This is a genomic window from Streptomyces sp. ICC1 (assembly GCF_003287935.1).
Lineage (GTDB): Bacteria > Actinomycetota > Actinomycetes > Streptomycetales > Streptomycetaceae > Streptomyces > Streptomyces tritrimontium.
This window is the reverse complement of sequence record NZ_CP030287.1, coordinates 305,913-323,207: the sequence shown is the minus strand read 5'-3', so window position 1 is coordinate 323,207 and position 17,295 is coordinate 305,913. Positions and strand designations below refer to the sequence as shown.

Genomic DNA, 17,295 nt, shown 5'->3' with positions numbered 1-17,295 from the left:
CCTTACAGGCCGAGCTCGACCTCGAACTCGCCGGCCTCGAGGATCGACTTGACGGCCGAGAGGTACCGGGCCGCGTCCGCGCCGTCCACCAGGCGGTGGTCGTAGGACAGGGTCAGGTACGTCATGTCGCGGATGCCGATGTTCGTGCCCTCGGGGGTCTCGATGACCACCGGGCGCTTGACCGTCGCGCCGATGCCCAGGATGGCGACCTGGTTCGGGGGCACGATGACCGTGTCGAACAGCGCACCGCGCGAGCCGGTGTTGCTGATGGTGAAGGTCGCGCCCGACAGCTCGTCCGGCGTGATCTTGTTGCCGCGGACCTTGGAGGCCAGCTCGGCGGTGGCCTTGGAGATGCCCGCCAGGTTGAGGCCGCCGGCACCCTTGATGACCGGGGTCATCAGGCCCTTCTCGGAGTCCACGGCGATGCCGATGTTCTCCGAGTCGAAGTAGGTGATGGTGCCCTCGTCCTCGTTGATCCGGGCGTTGACGACCGCGTGGGCCTTCAGCGCCTGGGCCGCGGCCTTGACGAAGAACGGCATCGGGGACAGCTTGACGCCCTCGCGGGCGAGGAAGCCGGCCTTGGCCTTCTCGCGCAGCTTCATGATCTTGGTGATGTCCACCTCGACCACGGAGCTGAGCTGCGCCTGCGAGTGCAGGGCCTTCATCATGTTGTCGCCGATGACCTTGCGCATGCGGGTCATCTTGACCGTCTGGCCGCGCAGCTCGGAGACCGCGGCGGCCGGAGCCTTGGCGGCCGGAGCGGCGGTCGCCGCCGGGGCGGCAGCGGCGGCCTTGGCGGCCTCGGCGGCGGCCAGGACGTCCTGCTTGCGGATGCGTCCACCGACACCGGTGCCCGCGACCGAGGACAGGTCGACGCCGGACTCCGAGGCGAGCTTGCGCACCAGCGGAGTGACGTACGCGCCCTCGTCACCGGCGGAAACCGGAGCGGCGGGGGCGGCCGGGGCCACGGGGGCGACCGGAGCCGGAGCGGCCACGGGAGCCGGAGCGGCGACCGGAGCCGCGACCGCGGGAGCGGCCACGACCGGAGCCGGGGCGGCGACCGGGGCGGCGACCGGGGCGGCGGCCGGAGCCGGAGCGGCGGCCGGAGCCGGCGCAGCGGCGGCCGGGGCGGCCGCGGGGGCGGCACCGGCCACGCCGATGACGGCCAGACGGGCGCCGACCTCGGCGTTCTCGTCCTCGGCGACCAGGATCTCCAGCAGGACGCCGGCGACCGGGGCGGGGATCTCGGTGTCGACCTTGTCGGTCGAGACCTCGAGCAGCGGCTCGTCGGCCTCGACGGACTCGCCGACCTGCTTCAGCCAGCGGGTGACGGTGCCCTCGGTGACGGACTCGCCCAGGGCGGGGAGCACGACATCGGTGCCGGCGGCCGGAGCGGCGGCGGCGGCCGGGGCCGCGGGGGCCTCGGCGACCGGAGCCGGCGCGGCCGGAGCCTCGGCGACCGGGGCAGCGGCGGCCGGAGCCGCAGCAGCCGGAGCCTCGGCGGCCGGAGCGGCGGCCGCGGCCGGCGCGCCCGAGCCGTCGTCGATGATGGCCAGCTCGGCGCCGACCTCGACGGTCTCGTCCTCGGCGACCTTGATGGAGGCCAGGATGCCCGACACGGGGGACGGGATCTCGGTGTCGACCTTGTCGGTCGAGACCTCGAGCAGCGGCTCGTCGGCCTCGACGCGCTCGCCCTCGGCCTTCAGCCAGCGGGTGACAGTGCCCTCAGTAACGCTCTCACCGAGCGCCGGAAGGGTTACGGAAACCGACATGGTTTCAGTTGCTCCTAACGAATGTGCGGAAGTGGTCGTCGCGCCCGGTGACGATTAGTCGTGTGCGTGCAGGGGCTTGCCGGCGAGCGCCAGGTGCGCCTCGCCCATCGCCTCGTTCTGCGTCGGGTGCGCGTGGATGAGCTGCGCGACCTCGGCCGGCAGGGCTTCCCAGTTGTAGATCAGCTGGGCCTCGCCGACCTGCTCGCCCATCCGGTCACCGACCATGTGGACGCCGACCACGGCACCGTCCTTGACCTGGACGAGCTTGATCTCGCCCGCGGTCTTCAGGATCTTGCTCTTGCCGTTGCCCGCCAGGTTGTACTTGAGGGCCACGACCTTGTCCGCGCCGTAGATCTCCTTGGCCTTGGCCTCGGTGATGCCGACGGACGCGACCTCGGGGTGGCAGTACGTGACGCGCGGCACGCCGTCGTAGTCGATCGGGACGGTCTTGAGACCGGCCAGACGCTCCGCCACCAGGATGCCCTCGGCGAAGCCGACGTGCGCGAGCTGGAGGGTCGGGGCCAGGTCGCCGACGGCCGAGATGGTGGGCACGTTGGTCTGCATGTACTCGTCGACCACGACGTAGCCGCGGTCCATCGCGACGCCCTGCTCCTCGTAGCCCAGGCCCTGCGAGACCGGGCCGCGGCCGATGGCGACCAGCAGCACCTCGGCCTCGAAGGTCTTGCCGTCGGCGAGGGTGACCCGTACACCGTTCTCGGTGTACTCGGCCTTGTCGAAGAAGGTGCCGAGGTTGAACTTGATGCCGCGCTTGCGGAACGCGCGCTCCAGCAGCTTCGAGCTGTTCTCGTCCTCGACCGGCACGAGGTGCTTGAGGCCCTCGACGATGGTGACCTCGGTGCCGAAGGACTTCCACGCCGAGGCGAACTCGACGCCGATGACGCCGCCGCCCAGGACGATGGCGGACTCGGGCACGCGGTCCAGGACCAGCGCGTGGTCCGAGGAGATGATGCGGTTGCCGTCGATGTTCAGGCCCGGCAGCGAGCGCGGCACGGAGCCGGTCGCCAGCAGGACGTGGCGGCCCTGGATGCGCTGGCCGTTCACGTCGACGGACGTCGGCGAGGAGAGGCGGCCCTCACCCTCGATGTAGGTCAGCTTGCGGGAGGCGACAAGGCCCTGCAGACCCTTGTACAGGCCCGCGATGATGTCGTCCTTGTACTTGTGCACACCCGCGATGTCGATGCCCTCGAAGGTGGCCTTCACACCGAACTGGGCGGCCTCGCGGGCCTGGTCCGCGATCTCGCCCGCGTGCAGCAGAGCCTTCGTGGGGATGCAGCCGTTGTGCAGGCAGGTGCCGCCGAGCTTGTTCTTCTCGATCAGGGCAACGTCCAGACCCAGCTGGGATGCGCGCAGCGCCGCGGCGTAACCGCCACTGCCGCCGCCGAGGATCACTAGGTCGAAAACGGTGCTGGCGTCGTTCGCCACGTCACGTCCTCCATGCATGTGCGCCGAGCACCGGTCCTCTGTGACCGGGCGGCGGCTGGTATACGGCCGCTTGTTTCTTCGGCCCTGTGGTGGGGGCCCTGTCCTGCCGAGAACCCATCTTCGCATTTGTCGGGGGAACGCGGGACGGCGGCCCTGCCCTGGGACAGGTCGATCTGCCCGAACCGGGGGTTACCACAGCGTAGAAACGTACGGATTTCGTTGAAAGTGAACAGGCCCCGGCCCCGATCAGAAAATCTGATCAAGGACGGGGCCTGTCAGCCGCTGTGGTGCGGCGGTCCTACGCCCGACGCGTCAGCCCAGGTCGCCCGTGGCCGTGCGCTCGGCGAGGCGCACCAGGGTGCGCACGGCGGAGCCGGTGCCGCCCTTGGGGGTGTAGCCGTACGGGGCGCCCTCGTGGAAGGCGGGACCCGCGATGTCGAGGTGGGCCCAGGTGATGCCCTCGCCGACGAACTCCTGCAGGAAGAGGCCGGCCACCAGGCCGCCGCCCATCCGGACGCCCATGTTCGCGATGTCGGCGGTGGGGGAGTCCATGGACTTGCGCAGGTCCGCGGGGAGCGGCATCGGCCAGGAGGCCTCGCCGACCTCCTCGGCGATCTCGTGGACCGAGGTGCGGAAGGCGTCGTCGTTGGCCATGATGCCGAAGGTGCGGTCGCCCAGGGCCATCATCATGGCGCCGGTCAGGGTCGCGACGTCGACGATCGCGTCCGGGTTCTCCTCGGAGGCCTTGGTCAGCGCGTCACCCAGGACCAGGCGGCCCTCGGCGTCCGTGTTGAGGACCTCGACGGTCTTGCCGCTGTACATGCGCAGCACGTCGCCGGGCTTGGTGGCGGAGCCGGACGGCATGTTCTCGGCGAGCGCGAGCCAGCCGGTGACGTTGACCTGGAGGCCGAGCTTGGAGGCCGCGACGACGGAGGCGAAGACGGCGGCGGCGCCGGCCATGTCGCACTTCATCGTCTCGTTGTGGCCGGCCGGCTTGAGGGAGATGCCGCCGGAGTCGTAGGTGATGCCCTTGCCGACGAAGGCGAGGGTCTTCTCCGCCTTGGGGTGGGTGTAGGTGAGCTTCACCAGGCGCGGCGGGTTCTCGGAGCCCTTGCCGACGCCCATGATGCCGCCGTAGCCGCCCTTGAGCAGGGCCTTCTCGTCCAGGACCTGGACCTTGATGCCGTTCTCCTTCGCGGTCGCGGAGGCGACGGCGGCGAAGGCCTCGGGGGTGAGGTCGTTCGGCGGGGTGTTGACCAGGTCGCGGGCGATGTTGACCTCGGTCGCGACGACCGTGGCGCGCTCGGCGGCGGCCTTGTGCTCCTTGTCGCGCGGCTTGGCGCCGAGCAGGGCCACCTCGGCGAGCGGCAGCTTGGGGCCGCCGTTCTTGGCCGGGTTCTTGGCGGTCTTCGTCTCGCCGCCCTGGTAGGCGGTGAAGGCGTACGCGCCCAGCAGCGCGCCCTCGGCGACGGCCGTGACGGCGGAGGCGTCGTCGAGGGGGAGCGCGAAGGCGGCCTTCTTGCTGCCGTGCAGTGCGCGGGCGGCGGCACCGGCGGCGCGGCGCAGCGCCTCCTCGTCGTACGACTCGTCCGTCTCGGGGACGGGACCCAGCCCGACCGCCAGCACGACCGGGACCTTGAGGCCGTCCGGGGCCGGAAGCTTGGTGATCTCGCCTTCGGCGCCCGAGGCACCGAGTGCTTCGAGGAGGGCGGCGAGCTTTCCGTCGTACGCCTTGTCCACGGCCTCGGCGCCCGCGGCCACGACGGGGCCCTTGGGGCCCTTCGCCACGCCGACGACGAGGGCGTCGGCGCGCAGCGTCGCCGGTCCGGCAGTGCTGAGAGTCAGAGCAGTCACGGTGGTGAAGTCTCGCTTCCGTTTTGGTGGTGTGGGCCGAGTGGGTGGCCGGCCGTCCGTAGCGATCGTATTCGGGCCCGATGGCCGCCGGAAATGAGCCTACGCGTACGCAGTCGTCCGCACGCCACTCGAAGGTTTGGCAAGTTGTTCGATCAAGAGACTGCCAGGTTCACCCATCTGTGGCCTCTGTTCCAGGTTTGCCCCTTAGACCTGACGAGGTCCGAGAGACTCGGGCCACTCTCGCAAGGGGACGCGGGGTTCCTTTGCATCATTTCCACAGAGCTTCCCCGGCCTGGCCCAACGGCACCGGCCGAAGTCGAGGACGCCTGCGGGGGGAAAGGCCGAAATGGTCCAGAAGAAGAACCGGATGAACAGGCTCGCCGCCGTGTGCCTCGCGGCTGCCATAGCGTCCGTTGCAGTACCCGGAGCGACCGCCTCGGCGGCCGTCACTCCGCGCATCGACCTGAGGGTGCTCGTCGTTGACGACGGCGGCAGCTCGGTCGAGGCGATCACGGCGGAACTGCGCGACACCGGAGTTCCGTACACCCGCGTCGACCTGGGCAGCGGCAGCCGCCCCGTGGTCAACGCGGCGTTCCTCGCCGACACGGTCGACGGGCGGCCGCGCGCCAAGTTCCAGGGCGTGGTGCTGCCGAACGAGAACCCGTTCGGCGCGGGCTCGGCCGAGATGGCCGCGCTCACCGCGTACGAGACGACGTACGGGATCCGCCAGGTGGACGCGTACACCTGGGCGCACCCGGGGGTCGGCCTGGAGTACACCGACAACGGCGGCTACAGCGGGACGCTCGACGGCACGCAGGCCGCCGTCACCGCGGCCGGCAAGACGGGCCCCTTCGGCTACCTCGGCGGCCAGGTCGCCTTCGAGGACAACTCGGCGCTGATCCCGGAGAGCTACGGGTTCATGGCCAAGCCGCGGACCGGCTACACCAGCTACCTCGACGCCCCGGTCGGCTCCGGACGGGCCTCGCTCGTCGGCGAGTACACCCACGACGGGCGCAGCGAGCTGGTCGTCACCTTCGGGTACAACCAGTACCAGCAGCAGTTCCGGCTGCTGGCCCGCGGCATCGTCGAGTGGGTCACCCAGGGCGTCCACCTCGGCCAGGAGCGCAACTACTTCGCGGTCCACGTCGACGACGTCTTCGCCCCGGACGCCCGCTGGAGCAAGGAGCTCAACTGCACCCCCGGCGACTACGCCTGTGCGGGCGGCGAGGGCCAGGAGTCCACGATCCGGATGACGGCCGCCGACGCCCAGTACCTGGCGCAGTGGCAGACGTCGAAGAACTTCAAGCTCGACCTGCTCTTCAACGCGGGCGCGGGCGAAGAGTGGAAGGCTTCGAGCGGCAACACCGACGCGCTGACCGCCCAGCTCATCGCCGACCGGGCGAAGTACCGGTGGATGAACCACACCTACACCCACCCGTTCCTCGGCTGTGTCCAGGACACCACCACGACCCCGTGGACCTGCACGAAGAACGCCCAGGGCGCCGTCAACTGGATGAGCCGCGCCGAGATCTCGGCGCAGATCCGGGACAACAACAACTGGGCCGCCTCCAAGGGCATCACCACCGACAGGACCGAGCTGGTCACCGGTGAGCACTCCGGCCTCAAGACCCTTCCGCAGCAGGGCCAGGACAACCCCAATCTGGCCGGCGCGCTCGCCGACAACGGTGTGAGGTGGGCGGGCAGCGACAACTCCCGCGAGCCCGTGCAGCGGCCGGTGGGCGCCGCGCTGACCGTCCCCCGGTACCCGATGAACGTGTACTACAACACGGGCACGAACTCCGAGATGGCCGACGAGTACAACTGGATCTACACCAGCCGGGCCCACGGCGGCAGCGGGATCTGCGAGGACAACCCCGGCACCTCCACCTGCCTGCCGGCCCCGCTCGACGCCGACACCGGCTACCTGGGCTACATCGTCCCGGCCGAGGCCAGGACCGCCATGCGGCACGTCCTGAACAACGACCCGCGCCCGCACTACGTCCACCAGAGCAACCTGGCCGAGGACCGCACCCTCTACCCGGTGCTCAACTCGGTCCTCGACTCCTACCGCACGCTCTACGCGCCCAGCGCGCCGATCGTGAACCAGAGCATGAAGGACACCGGCGTCGAGCTCCAGCGCCGCGCCGCCTGGAACGCCGCGATCGCCGCCAACCAGGTCACCGCCTACCGCATCGGCAAGGACGTCACCGTCAAGGCGCCCTCCGGAGTCGTCGCCCCGCTCACCGCGCCCACCGGCACCAAGAAGCAGCTGCTGCTCGGCACCGCCGACTTCGGCACCGCCTACGCCGGCTCCCGCTCCACCTGGACGGCCCCCGAGCTGCTCCAGAGCGCGGTCACGCTGCGCATGCCCTGACCGCCCGGGCCCTGACGAGTCGACCACACGTACGACCTAGCGCCGGCGCTCCGCGAACCACGGGCGCCGGCCCCTTTTCCGTCCTGGGGGGACACACCGCATGAGCCATGGGCGTCATGTCACCATGCTCACCGAAGGCACGTACCCGCACGTCCACGGGGGCGTCAGCACCTGGTGCGACCAACTGGTGCGCGGCATGCCGGAGGTCGACTTCAACGTCATAGCCCTGACCGGCTCCGGACGTGAGCCGGTCACCTGGGAACTGCCGCGCAACGTCTACCGCCACACCGCCGTTCCGCTCTGGGGGCCCGCGCCGGCCAGGAAGCTGCGCTCCGGCCTGCGGGGCAAGGCCCGGCGCCGCTTCACCGAGACCTACGAGACCTTCCTGCTCTCCCTGCTGGACCCGCAGCGCGGGGGATTCTCCGAATCGCTGCGCGAACTGGCCCTGCTGGCCCGCGCCGGCCGGCTCGCCCCGGCCCTGCGCTCCGAATCGGTCCTGCGCCTGCTGATGACCGTCTGGACCCGCGCCGGCCTCGCGACCGCGGACGCCGAGCCCACCATCCACGACGCGCTCACCGCCACCGACCTGCTGGAACACGCGCTGCGCCCGCTGTCCGTGCGGATCCCGCCCGACAGCGTCGCGCACGCCGTCAGCAGCGGGCTGGCCACCCTCCCCGCGCTCGCCGCCAAGTACCTCGACCAGGTGCCGTTCCTCCTCACCGAGCACGGGATCTACCTGCGCGAGCGCTACCTCGGCTACCGCACCGCCGAACAGCGCTGGCCCGTCAAGGCGCTGATGCTCGGCTTCTACCGCGAGCTCAACACCGAGGGCTACCGGCAGGCCGACCTGATCACCCCGTGCAACCAGTACAACCGCCGCTGGGAGGAGCGCGGGGGCGCCGCGTCCGAGCGGATCCGCACCGTCTACAACGGGGTCGACCCGCACGCCTTCCCCGAGGCGGGTCCCGAACCGGAGGTCCCCACCCTCAGCTGGTGCGGCCGCATCGACCCGATCAAGGACCTCGAAACCCTGATCCGGGCCTACGCGTTCATGCGCGAGGAGCTGCCCGCCCTGCGGCTGCGCCTCTTCGGCCCGGTCCCGGCCGGGTGCGAGGAGTACAAGCTCACGCTGGAGAAGCTCGCCGCCGAGCTGGGGGTGAGCGACGGGATCTCCTACGAGGGCCGCATCAGCGACGTCGCCCGGGCCTACGCGGCCGGCTCCGTCGTGATGCTCTCCTCCATCAGCGAGGGCTTCCCCTTCTCGATCATCGAGGCCATGTCCTGCGGCCGCACCACCGTCTCCACCGATGTGGGCGGGGTCCGCGAGGCCGTCGCCGACACCGGCCTCGTCGTCCCGCCGCGCGAGCCCGAGACCATGGCCCGCGCCACCCTCGCCCTGCTCCGCGACGACGAACGCCGCGCCGAGCTGGGCCGGATGTCCCGCAAGCGGGTGGTCGAGAAGTTCACGCTCCACCAGTCCGTGGACGGCTTCCGGCACATCTACCGCGAACTTGCCCATGAAAAGCATGCGGGCCAGCCCGTGCTGCCCGTGCACGCGGGCGACGCGTGGACCCAGCGGCTCGCCGACCCCTGGTACAAGGAACTGGCCGCCGACGGGAGCCTGTGGTGAGCGGATCGCTTTGGCTGAAAGTGCCCGGCGGCGACACCCTGCCCGCCGTGCCCCGGCCCCGCAAGAGCGCCGAGCCCGCCGAGGACCCGATGGACGAGCTCGCGGGGCGCCTCGACCTCCTCATCGCGGCCGCCGTACACCCGGACGAGATCGCGGCCGTCCTCGAATCCGACGGGATGACCGACGAGCACATCCGGCTCACCTACGGGCGCGAGGACTCCTTCGGCCTCGCCGAGGAGCTCTACGCCCGCGTGCCGCGCTCCTACCCGGAGCCCGACCGGGTGCCCGACCCCTGGAAGGTCCCCCTCACCGCCTGCCTCCTGCGCGGGGTGATCTTCGCTCTGCCCGGCCTCGCCTACCTGCTGGGCGCACCCCTCCTGGAGGGGCCCAAGGACCGGCTGGGGCTGCCCGCCGGGACGCTGACCCTGCTCGCCGGGGCCCTCATCGGCTGGGTCTGGGACCAGACCCTGTCCCACCGGGCCTACTCCTGGCTCGGCCTCGGCGACCGCCACGCCGCCGGGCGGACCCTGCTGCTCGGCGCCCCCGCCGGGGCCCTGCTCGGCACCGCCGCCGCGCTGGCGGTGCCCGGCGGGCCCCCGTTCTCCTACGCCTTCGCCGCCGGCCAGGCCCTGTACGTCGGGGCCGCCACCGTGCTGCTCGTGCTGGGGCGGGAGCGGGTGCTGCTCGCCGCGCTGGCCCCGATGGCCTGCGGGGCGGTGCTCGCGCTGCTGGTGGAACTGCCCGTTCCGGTGCGGGTCTGCCTGCTGGCGCTCTCCCTGCTGGCCGCCTGCGCGCTGGCCCTGCGGGAGCTCCCCCTGGCCGACGGGGTACGGGCCCTCGTGCGCCGGGTCCGCACCTGGAGCGAACGCCGCCCGGGCGAACGGGGCCCGGTCCGCTGGCAGATGCTGCGCGGCGCCGAGGAGGAGTACGCGCCGCGCGGCCCCCGGATCGGCGACTCCGTCCCGTACGGGGTCTTCGGCCTGGGCACCGGCCTGCTCGTGCTGTACGCCGCCCTCGGCGAGGTGCTCGCGGGCGGCCCGGTCGAGGCGGTCGCGGCCCCCTCGGCGGTGGCCCTCACCCTCAGCATGGGCCCCGCCGAATGGCTGCTCCACCGGTTCCGCAGCGGCAGCCTGGCCGGGCTGCGGGCGGCCCGCTCGCCCCGGCAGTTCCGGCTGCGGATGCTCGCGACCCTGACCCAGTGCCTCGCCGCCTACCTCGCGGTGCTGCTCGCCCTCGGCGTCACCGGAACCCTGCTCTGGCCCGGCGCGCCCACCCTGACCGGGGTGCGCACCGCCACCCTGCTGCTGCTCGGCGCCGTGATGTGGACCGGGCTGCTCCTGCAGTCCTTCGGGGCGGTGCGGCCCGCCGCGGTCGTCGTCGCCTCGGCCGCCGTGGCGCAGAGCCTGGCCCTGCTCCTCGGAGCGGGCCAGCCGCGTGCCGTGCAGGTGGCCGTCGCCGGGGCCGCGGCCCTCGCGCTGGGCACGCTCGTCTGCCTGCTGCTCGGCCGCGCGACGGCCCACCGCTGAGGGGGCCGGACCCGGATGCACGTGATCCCGTACGAGAAGAAGGACCCCATGCTGCTGGTGCCCCTTTACGAGCATCCCGCCGACCGGCCCGAGGAATGGGAGCTGCTCATCCGCTCCGCGCCCCGGCTGCACTCGGTGGTGCTCAACCCCGACAGCGGGCCGGGCGACGCCCCCGACGAGCGGTTCGCCGCCGTCGCCGAGCGGCTGCGCGGAGCCGGGGTGCCCGTCCTGGGGTACGCCGACACCGACTACGGGCGCCGCCCGCACGCCGCCGTCGTCCAGGACCTGCTGCGCCACCGGGACTGGTACGGCACCGACGGGGCCTTCCTCGACCAGGCCGCCGCCGGCCCGGAGTTCCTCGCGCACTACGGACGGCTCGGCGTCGCCGCACGGGCCGCCGGGGCGCGGACCCTGGTCCTCAACCACGGAGTGCACCCGCACCCCGGCTACGCCGAACTCGCCGACCTGCTCGTCACCTTCGAGGGCCCCTGGGACGCCTACCGGGACGCGGCCGCCGTACCGCCGTGGACGGCAGACCACCCCGCCCAGCGGTTCTGCCACCTCGTGTACGCCGTCCCGCCGGGCGCCCCCGCCGAACTCGCCGGGCAGCTCGCGGTCCAGCGGGGCGCGGCCGTGCACTGCGCGGTCCCCGGGACGGGCGCGCACCCGTGGGGGACCCTTCCGTACGCACTGGAGGCCGCCGGATGAGACGGACCCTCGCGGGCCGCGGCACGCTGCTCCTCGCGGCGCTGCTGCTCCTCGCGTCCTGCACGTCCGCCCCGGAGGACGAGGACCTGCCGGACGACCTCTCGCCCGCCCCGGCGCCGGGGGAGCGCTGGCAGCCCGCGCCCGGCGTCGGCTGGCAGTGGCAGCTCACCGGGAAGCTCGACACCTCGGTGAAGGCGGCCGTCTACGACGTCGACGGGTTCACCACCACCAAGGAGCAGGTCGCCGAGCTGAAGGCGGCCGGCCGGCGGACCGTCTGCTACCTCTCCACCGGAGCCTGGGAGGACTTCCGGCCGGACGCCGGGGCCTTCCCGCCGGCGCTGCGCGGGGAGGGCAACGGCTGGGAGGGCGAGCGCTGGCTCGACATCCGGCGGCTCGCGGAGCTGGAGCCGCTGATCGCCGCCCGGTTCGACATGTGCCGGGACAAGGGCTTCGACGCCGTGGAGCCGGACAACATGGACGCCTACCGCAACAAGTCAGGGTTCCCGCTCACCGCCGCCGACCAGTTGGCGTACAACCGGCTGATCGCGAAGCTCGCGCACGACCGGGGCCTCGCGGTGGGGCTGAAGAACGACCTGGACCAGATCCCGCAGCTGGTGGGGGAGTTCGATTTCGCGGTCAACGAGCAGTGCATGCAGTACGACGAGTGCGACAAGCTCGCCCCGTTCGTGGAGGCGGGCAAGGCGGTCTTTCACGTCGAGTACGAGAAGCCGCTCGCGCAGTGGTGCCCGCGGGCCCGGGAGGCGAAGCTCAGCTCGCTGCAGAAGAAGTACGAACTGGGCGTCTGGCGCCAGGTCTGCCGGTAGCCCGGGGCTCCGGGCCGCCGGCCACCGGGGCCGGGGGCCCGGGGGCTCCGGGTCAGCCCGCCGGGATGATCGCGTGCACCCGGTAGCCGCCCCCGAACCGGGGGCCGGCGAAGCAGGAGCCGCCCAGGGCGACGGCCCGCTCGCGCATCCCGAGCAGGCCGTGCCCGCCGCCCTCGTCCACCGGCCGGGGCTCGGGACCGTCCGGGGTGCCGCCGTCGTCCAGCACGGTCACCTCCACGGAGCCGCCCACCCGGACCACGCTCACCTCGGCGTCCGCCCCCGGCCCGGCGTGCTTGCGCACGTTGGTCAGGGCCTCCTGGATCACCCGGTACGCCGCCAGGTCCACGGCGGCCGGCAGCGGGTCGCGGTCGCGTCCCAGCTGCACGATCACCTTCACCGGGAGCCCGGCGTGCCGGAAGGTGTCCACGAGGTCGTCCAGCACGGCCAGGCCCGGAGCGGGCTCGGTCGGCGCCTCCGGATCCCCGGACTGGCGCAGCAGCCCGACGGTGGCCCGCAGCTCGTTCAGCGCGGAGCGGCTGGCGTCGCGGACGTGGGCGAGCGCCTCCTTCGCCTGGTCGGGGCGCTTGTCCATGACGTGCGCGGCCACCCCGGCCTGCACGTTGACCAGGGCGATGTGGTGGGCCACCACGTCGTGGAGGTCCCGGGCGATGCGCAGCCGCTCCTCGGCGACCCGCCGCCGGGCCTCCTCCTCCCGGGTCCGCTCGGCGCGCTCGGCCCGCTCCTGGATGGCGTCGACGAAGGCCCGGCGGCTGCGCACCGCGTCCCCGGCGGCCGCGGCCATGCCGGTCCAGGCGAAGATGCCGATGTTCTCCTGCGCGTACCAGGGCAGCGGGCCGGCCAGCATGGCCACGCCCGTCAGCCCGGCCATGGTGAGCAGGCCGATCCGCCAGGTGGTGGGCCGGTCGCTGCGGGAGGCCAGCGTGTACAGGGCGATCACCGTGCACATGGCGACGGGCGCCCGCGGCTCCCCGGTGGTCAGCTCCAGCAGCGAGAGCCCGATCGTCGCGGCCAGTACGGTGCGGGGCCGCCTGCGCCGCAGCACGAGGACGGCCGCGCCGATGACCATCAGCACGAGCGAGAACGCCTCGGGGGTGCGGGTCCCGAAGGTCGGCCCGTGGGTCCCGTGCGGGTTGGCGAAGGAGCCGACGACCATGGCGACGAGCGCTCCGAGCGCGAGCACGGCGTCGCTGGCCAGCGGATGGTCCCGCGTCCACTGCCGGGCGGAGCCGAAGCGTCCGGGGTTAGTCGTCACCCCGATACGGTACGGCCTGCCCGTGCCCCACCCCTATGCCCTGTGCGAGGTCCTCGGCGGCGGAGGGGCCGGCGGGCGCACGCCGAGGGGGGTGCGCGAGCGCTCCGGGCCCCACTTGGCGCGCGCGAAGCAGAGCAGCATCACCGAGGCGATCGCCGCCAGGTGCTCCTTGCCCGCCAGGTTGTCCTTGAACAGCAGCTCGCCGATCATCACCACGATGACGACGGTGCCCGTCAGGTACGCCCGGTAGCGCCAGCAGACGTAGACGGCGAGGCCGACCACGGCGGCCGAGGGCCCGGTGTCGTTGACGATCCGGTCCGACACCGGCAGGCCGAAGGGGTGGTCCGCGCCGAGCGAGAGCCCGATCCGCGCGTACGTGGTCCCGGCCAGGGTGGCGATGTAGCCGATGACCAGCGTGCGCCACCAGCCGATGCAGATCTCCGAGATCCCGAAGACCAGCAGGATCTGGGCGAGCGCGCCCCACACCGGCAGGTCGAGCGCGGGCACGAACAGCGACAGGGGGGTCCGCAGCAGGGCCAGCCAGAGCGGGTCGGCGGCTTTGACCGACCCGAGGTTCTGGACCGGCTGGAAGCCCCATGACGTGTTCTGCACGATCTGGAAGACCGAAGTCAGCAGGACCGCGCCGATCGTCATCGGGATCGCCCGCCACTTGTCGTGGACGAGCGCGTCCCGGACCGTCCGGTACAGGGGCCCCCACTCGCGGCGGGCGAACCGCCGTAGTGAGGCAGTGGTCAACGCTTGCTCTCCAGATGTCTGCGGTGCATCCACTTCGGCAGGCCGGGGGCTTCCAGGAACCCCTCGGCCCGGCCCGCCGCGATACCGATCCGCAGCAGGTCCGAACTCTTCTCGAAGAGCATGAACCGCGGTTCCCAGATCGGCCGGTATTTGGCGTTGGCCCGGTAGAGGGACTCGATCTGCCACCAGCGCGAGAAGAAGCTCAGCAGCGAGCGCCACATGCGCAGCACCGGACCGGCGCCGAGCTTCGACCCACGCTCGAAGACGGAGCGGAACATCGCGAAGTTGAGCGAGACCTGTGTGACCCCGATCTCCTTTGAGCGCTCCAGGAGTTCGATGACCATGAACTCCATCAGGCCGTTCTCGGAATCCCGGTCACGGCGCATCAGGTCGAGGGACAGGCCCTTGGGTCCCCACGGCACGAAGGACAGCACGGCCCGCAGTGTGCCGTCGCCGTCGAAGCACTCCAGCATCACGCACTGGCCGTCGCCGGGATCGCCCAGTCGGCCCAGTGCCATGGAGAACCCGCGCTCGGTCGCGCCGTCGCGCCAGTCGTCGGCGCGCAGCAGGAGCACGTCCATCTCTTCGGACGGGATGTCGGCGTGGCGGCGGATGCGGACCGTGTACCCGGCCCGCTTGACACGGTTGTACGCCTGCCGGACGGTCCGCATGGCGCGGCCCTCCAGGGTGAACTCGGCGGTCTCGACGATCGCCTCGTCGCCCAGTTCCAGCGCGTCCAGCCCGTGCCGGGCGTAGATCTGCCCGGCCTCCTCGCTCGCCCCCATCACGGCGGGGACCCAGCCGTGCTCGCGGGCTTCGGCCAGCCAGGGGTCGATGGCGCCGGGCCAGGCCTCGGGGTCGCCGATCGGGTCGCCGGAGGCCAGCGAGACCCCGCCGACGACGCGGTAGGTGACGGCGGCCTTGCCGGTGGGGGACCAGATGACGGACTTCTCGCGGCGCAGCGAGAAGTAGCCCAGGGAGTCGCGGTCCCCGTGCCGGGCGAGCAGGGCGCGCAGCTTCTCCTCGTCGTCCTCGCCGATCGGGTCCACGGCGCGGCGCGAGCGGAAGGCCGCGAACAGCACGGCGAGCAGCAGCAGCGTCGACATGACGTTGATGGCGACGTCCACCCAGCCGGGGGTGGTGATCGCGTTGTACGCCTTGTCGTCCGGGGCCAGGGTGACCAGCCGCATCACCCCGTACCGCCAGCGGGCCAGGAACGTGGCGTCGGCGGCGTCCGGGTCGGTGTTGGTCGCACCGACGAGCAGGGCGGCGACCAGCGAGGTCAGCAGCAGGCCGACGGAGGCGACGAGGCTGGCGAGCAGCGGATTGGAGCGGTCGCCCTTGGCGTAGAACTCCCGGCGGCCCAGCAGCAGGGCGGCGACGAACAGCGAGGTCAGCGCGAAGGCCACCCAGTTCTGGGCGTGGTCGCGGAACTCCGGGTAGCAGAACTCGGAGGTGCCGCCCGAGCAGGGGGTGAAGGAGGCGACGGCCGCCACGGCGAACGCCAGCAGCAGCAGCCCGGCCAGGACGAGGTTGAGGATCCAGGCGGCCCGCTTGCGCCGGCCCATGGTGACGGTGAGCAGCAGCGAGAAGGCCGCGGAGGCGAAGCCCGCCGTGAGCAGGTACGGGGTGTAGAAATCGGCGGTGCTGTGCCGGCGCAGGTCCTGGCCGAGCGAGACCCACACCGCGCTGAGGAAGTTGATGAAGGTGACGGCGCGCAGGTACCACACCACGAACGCGGCGCTGCGCCGCGACCGGGTGCTGCCCCGGCCCCCTTCCCGGTTGGTGCCGGGGCCGTTCCCCTGGCCGTTCCCCTGGCCCTTCCCCTGGCCGGTCTCCCGGCTTCCCCCCGGTTTGCCGTTGCCGTTCGGGTCCCCACCGGTTCCCCGGTCGGTCTTCCGGTCGGTCTCTGCGCTGGTCAAACGGACCTCTCCCATAAAAAGCGATGATATGGGGCGTCGCAGTCCGTGCTCGGCAGTCCGGAGGACCGCGGCCTGGTCAGGACCGCGGGCCCCGGTGACTCATTCCGTCGGCTCGGCCGCCCTCCCCCAGACTTCGTCCGGGGGGACCCCCGGAGGGAGTTCCGCCGCGAGTGCGGCGGCCGCCTGGACGAGGGGAAGAGCCAGCAATGCCCCGGTTCCTTCTCCCACAGTGACGCCGTGGTCGAGCACAGGGTTGAGCGCCATCCGGTCCAGGGCCTTGGCCTGGCCGGGCTCCCCGCTGGCCTGTCCGGCCAGCCACCAGTCCGGCGCCCGGAACGCGGCGCGCTGGGCCACCAGCCCGCAGGCGGCCGAGACGACCCCGTCGAGGATGACGGGGGTCCGGCGCACCGCGCACTGGAGCAGGAAGCCGGTGATCGCGGCGACGTCCGCCCCGCCGACGGCCGCGAGCAGCGCGACCTGATCCCCGAGGACGGGCCGGGCGCGTCGCAGCGCGTCGCGGATCGCCGCGCACTTGCGCATCCAGGTCAGGTCGTCGATGGGCACGCCGCCGCGGCCGGTGACGACGGAGGCGTCGGTGCCGCACAGGGCGGCGACGAGCGTCGCGGCGACGGTGGTCCCGCCGACGCTCAGGTCCCCGAGCACGATCAGGTCGGTCCCGGAGTCGGCTTCCTCGTCCGCGATCCGCATCCCGAGCCGCAGCGCCTGCGAGGCCTCCTCGGCCGTCAGCGCGTCCTCCACGTCGATCCGCCCGCTGCCGCGCCGGACGCGGTGCTTGGTGATCTCCTCCGGCAGCAGGTCGAGATGGCAGTCCAGGCCCGCGTCGACGATCCGCACGGTGGCGCCGAGCCGCTCGGCCAGGATGGCCACGGGGCTCTTCCCGTCGAGGACGGCCCGCACCAGCTCGTGGGCGCTGCCGGCGGGCCGTACGGACACCCCCTCGGCGGCGATCCCGTGGTCGGCGGCGAACAGGACGACGCGCGGCCGCTCGATCGGCGCGACCGGCACCCGCCCCTGCGCGGCCGCGAGCCACTCGGCGAGCTCGTCGAGCCGCCCCAGCGCACCGACCGGCACGGCCAGCCGCTCACGGCGTTCCTCGGCATCACGCCGCACGCCCCCGTCGGGGCGCTCGATCAGATCAGAGAAGTCGTCGAGATTCAGCGTGGTCATTTGCCAGAGGGTACAGCCGACCCCC

General features: G+C 72.4%; 12 protein-coding genes. 5 read left to right on the top strand and 7 right to left on the bottom strand.

Annotated features, from left to right (window positions below; translation table 11 throughout):
- Positions 1-2: 2 nt before the first annotated feature.
- The 3 genes from sucB to DRB96_RS01460 form a co-directional block, all read right to left on the bottom strand.
- On the bottom strand, positions 3-1,772 hold the full coding sequence (gene sucB / locus DRB96_RS01470; RefSeq protein WP_112446403.1) for a 2-oxoglutarate dehydrogenase, E2 component, dihydrolipoamide succinyltransferase: 1,770 nt from the start codon (positions 1,770-1,772) through the stop codon (positions 3-5).
- A 54-nt stretch (positions 1,773-1,826) separates the two neighbouring features.
- Positions 1,827-3,215 carry a dihydrolipoyl dehydrogenase gene (gene lpdA, locus DRB96_RS01465; RefSeq protein WP_112446402.1) on the bottom strand — a complete coding sequence of 463 codons (1,389 nt, stop codon included), beginning with the start codon at positions 3,213-3,215 and terminating at the stop codon, positions 1,827-1,829.
- A gap of 312 nt (positions 3,216-3,527) precedes the next feature.
- Entirely contained in the window at positions 3,528-5,069 is a 1,542-nt protein-coding gene (locus DRB96_RS01460) for a leucyl aminopeptidase (RefSeq protein ID WP_112446401.1), read from the bottom strand.
- A gap of 346 nt (positions 5,070-5,415) precedes the next feature.
- Between DRB96_RS01460 and DRB96_RS01455 the strand changes: the two genes are divergently transcribed.
- The 5 genes from DRB96_RS01455 (at position 5,416) to DRB96_RS01435 (ending at position 12,131) form a co-directional block, all read left to right on the top strand.
- Positions 5,416-7,443 (top strand): hypothetical protein, encoded by a 2,028-nt coding sequence (locus DRB96_RS01455; RefSeq protein ID WP_112446400.1) that lies wholly within the window; start codon positions 5,416-5,418, stop codon positions 7,441-7,443.
- A gap of 100 nt (positions 7,444-7,543) precedes the next feature.
- On the top strand, positions 7,544-9,073 hold the full coding sequence (gene pelF / locus DRB96_RS01450) for a GT4 family glycosyltransferase PelF (RefSeq protein ID WP_112446399.1): 1,530 nt from the start codon (positions 7,544-7,546) through the stop codon (positions 9,071-9,073).
- Positions 9,070-10,599, top strand: a complete 1,530-nt coding sequence (locus DRB96_RS01445; RefSeq protein WP_112453134.1) for a hypothetical protein — start codon at positions 9,070-9,072, stop codon at positions 10,597-10,599. Before pelF ends, DRB96_RS01445 begins: the two co-directional genes overlap by 4 nt.
- Before the next feature lie 15 nt (positions 10,600-10,614).
- Positions 10,615-11,307, top strand: a complete 693-nt coding sequence (locus tag DRB96_RS01440; protein ID WP_239516077.1) for a spherulation-specific family 4 protein — start codon at positions 10,615-10,617, stop codon at positions 11,305-11,307.
- Entirely contained in the window at positions 11,304-12,131 is an 828-nt protein-coding gene (locus DRB96_RS01435) for an endo alpha-1,4 polygalactosaminidase (protein WP_204357609.1), read from the top strand. The genes DRB96_RS01440 and DRB96_RS01435 overlap by 4 nt, the downstream gene beginning before the upstream one ends.
- Positions 12,132-12,183: 52 nt before the next feature.
- Here the strand turns inward: DRB96_RS01435 and DRB96_RS01430 are convergent, their stop codons facing one another.
- The 4 genes from DRB96_RS01430 to cobT all read right to left on the bottom strand — a co-directional run bounded on the left by DRB96_RS01430 (position 12,184) and on the right by cobT (position 17,270).
- Positions 12,184-13,404 carry a histidine kinase gene (locus tag DRB96_RS01430; protein WP_112446398.1) on the bottom strand — a complete coding sequence of 407 codons (1,221 nt, stop codon included), beginning with the start codon at positions 13,402-13,404 and terminating at the stop codon, positions 12,184-12,186.
- A gap of 33 nt (positions 13,405-13,437) precedes the next feature.
- Entirely contained in the window at positions 13,438-14,160 is a 723-nt protein-coding gene (locus tag DRB96_RS01425; RefSeq protein ID WP_112446397.1) for a hypothetical protein, read from the bottom strand.
- Positions 14,157-16,097, bottom strand: coding sequence for a phosphatidylglycerol lysyltransferase domain-containing protein (locus tag DRB96_RS01420; RefSeq protein ID WP_204357608.1), 1,941 nt, complete (start codon positions 16,095-16,097; stop codon positions 14,157-14,159). The genes DRB96_RS01425 and DRB96_RS01420 overlap by 4 nt, the downstream gene beginning before the upstream one ends.
- An 84-nt stretch (positions 16,098-16,181) precedes the next feature.
- On the bottom strand, positions 16,182-17,270 hold the full coding sequence (gene cobT, locus DRB96_RS01415; protein WP_112446396.1) for a nicotinate-nucleotide--dimethylbenzimidazole phosphoribosyltransferase: 1,089 nt from the start codon (positions 17,268-17,270) through the stop codon (positions 16,182-16,184).
- Positions 17,271-17,295: the final 25 nt, after the last annotated feature.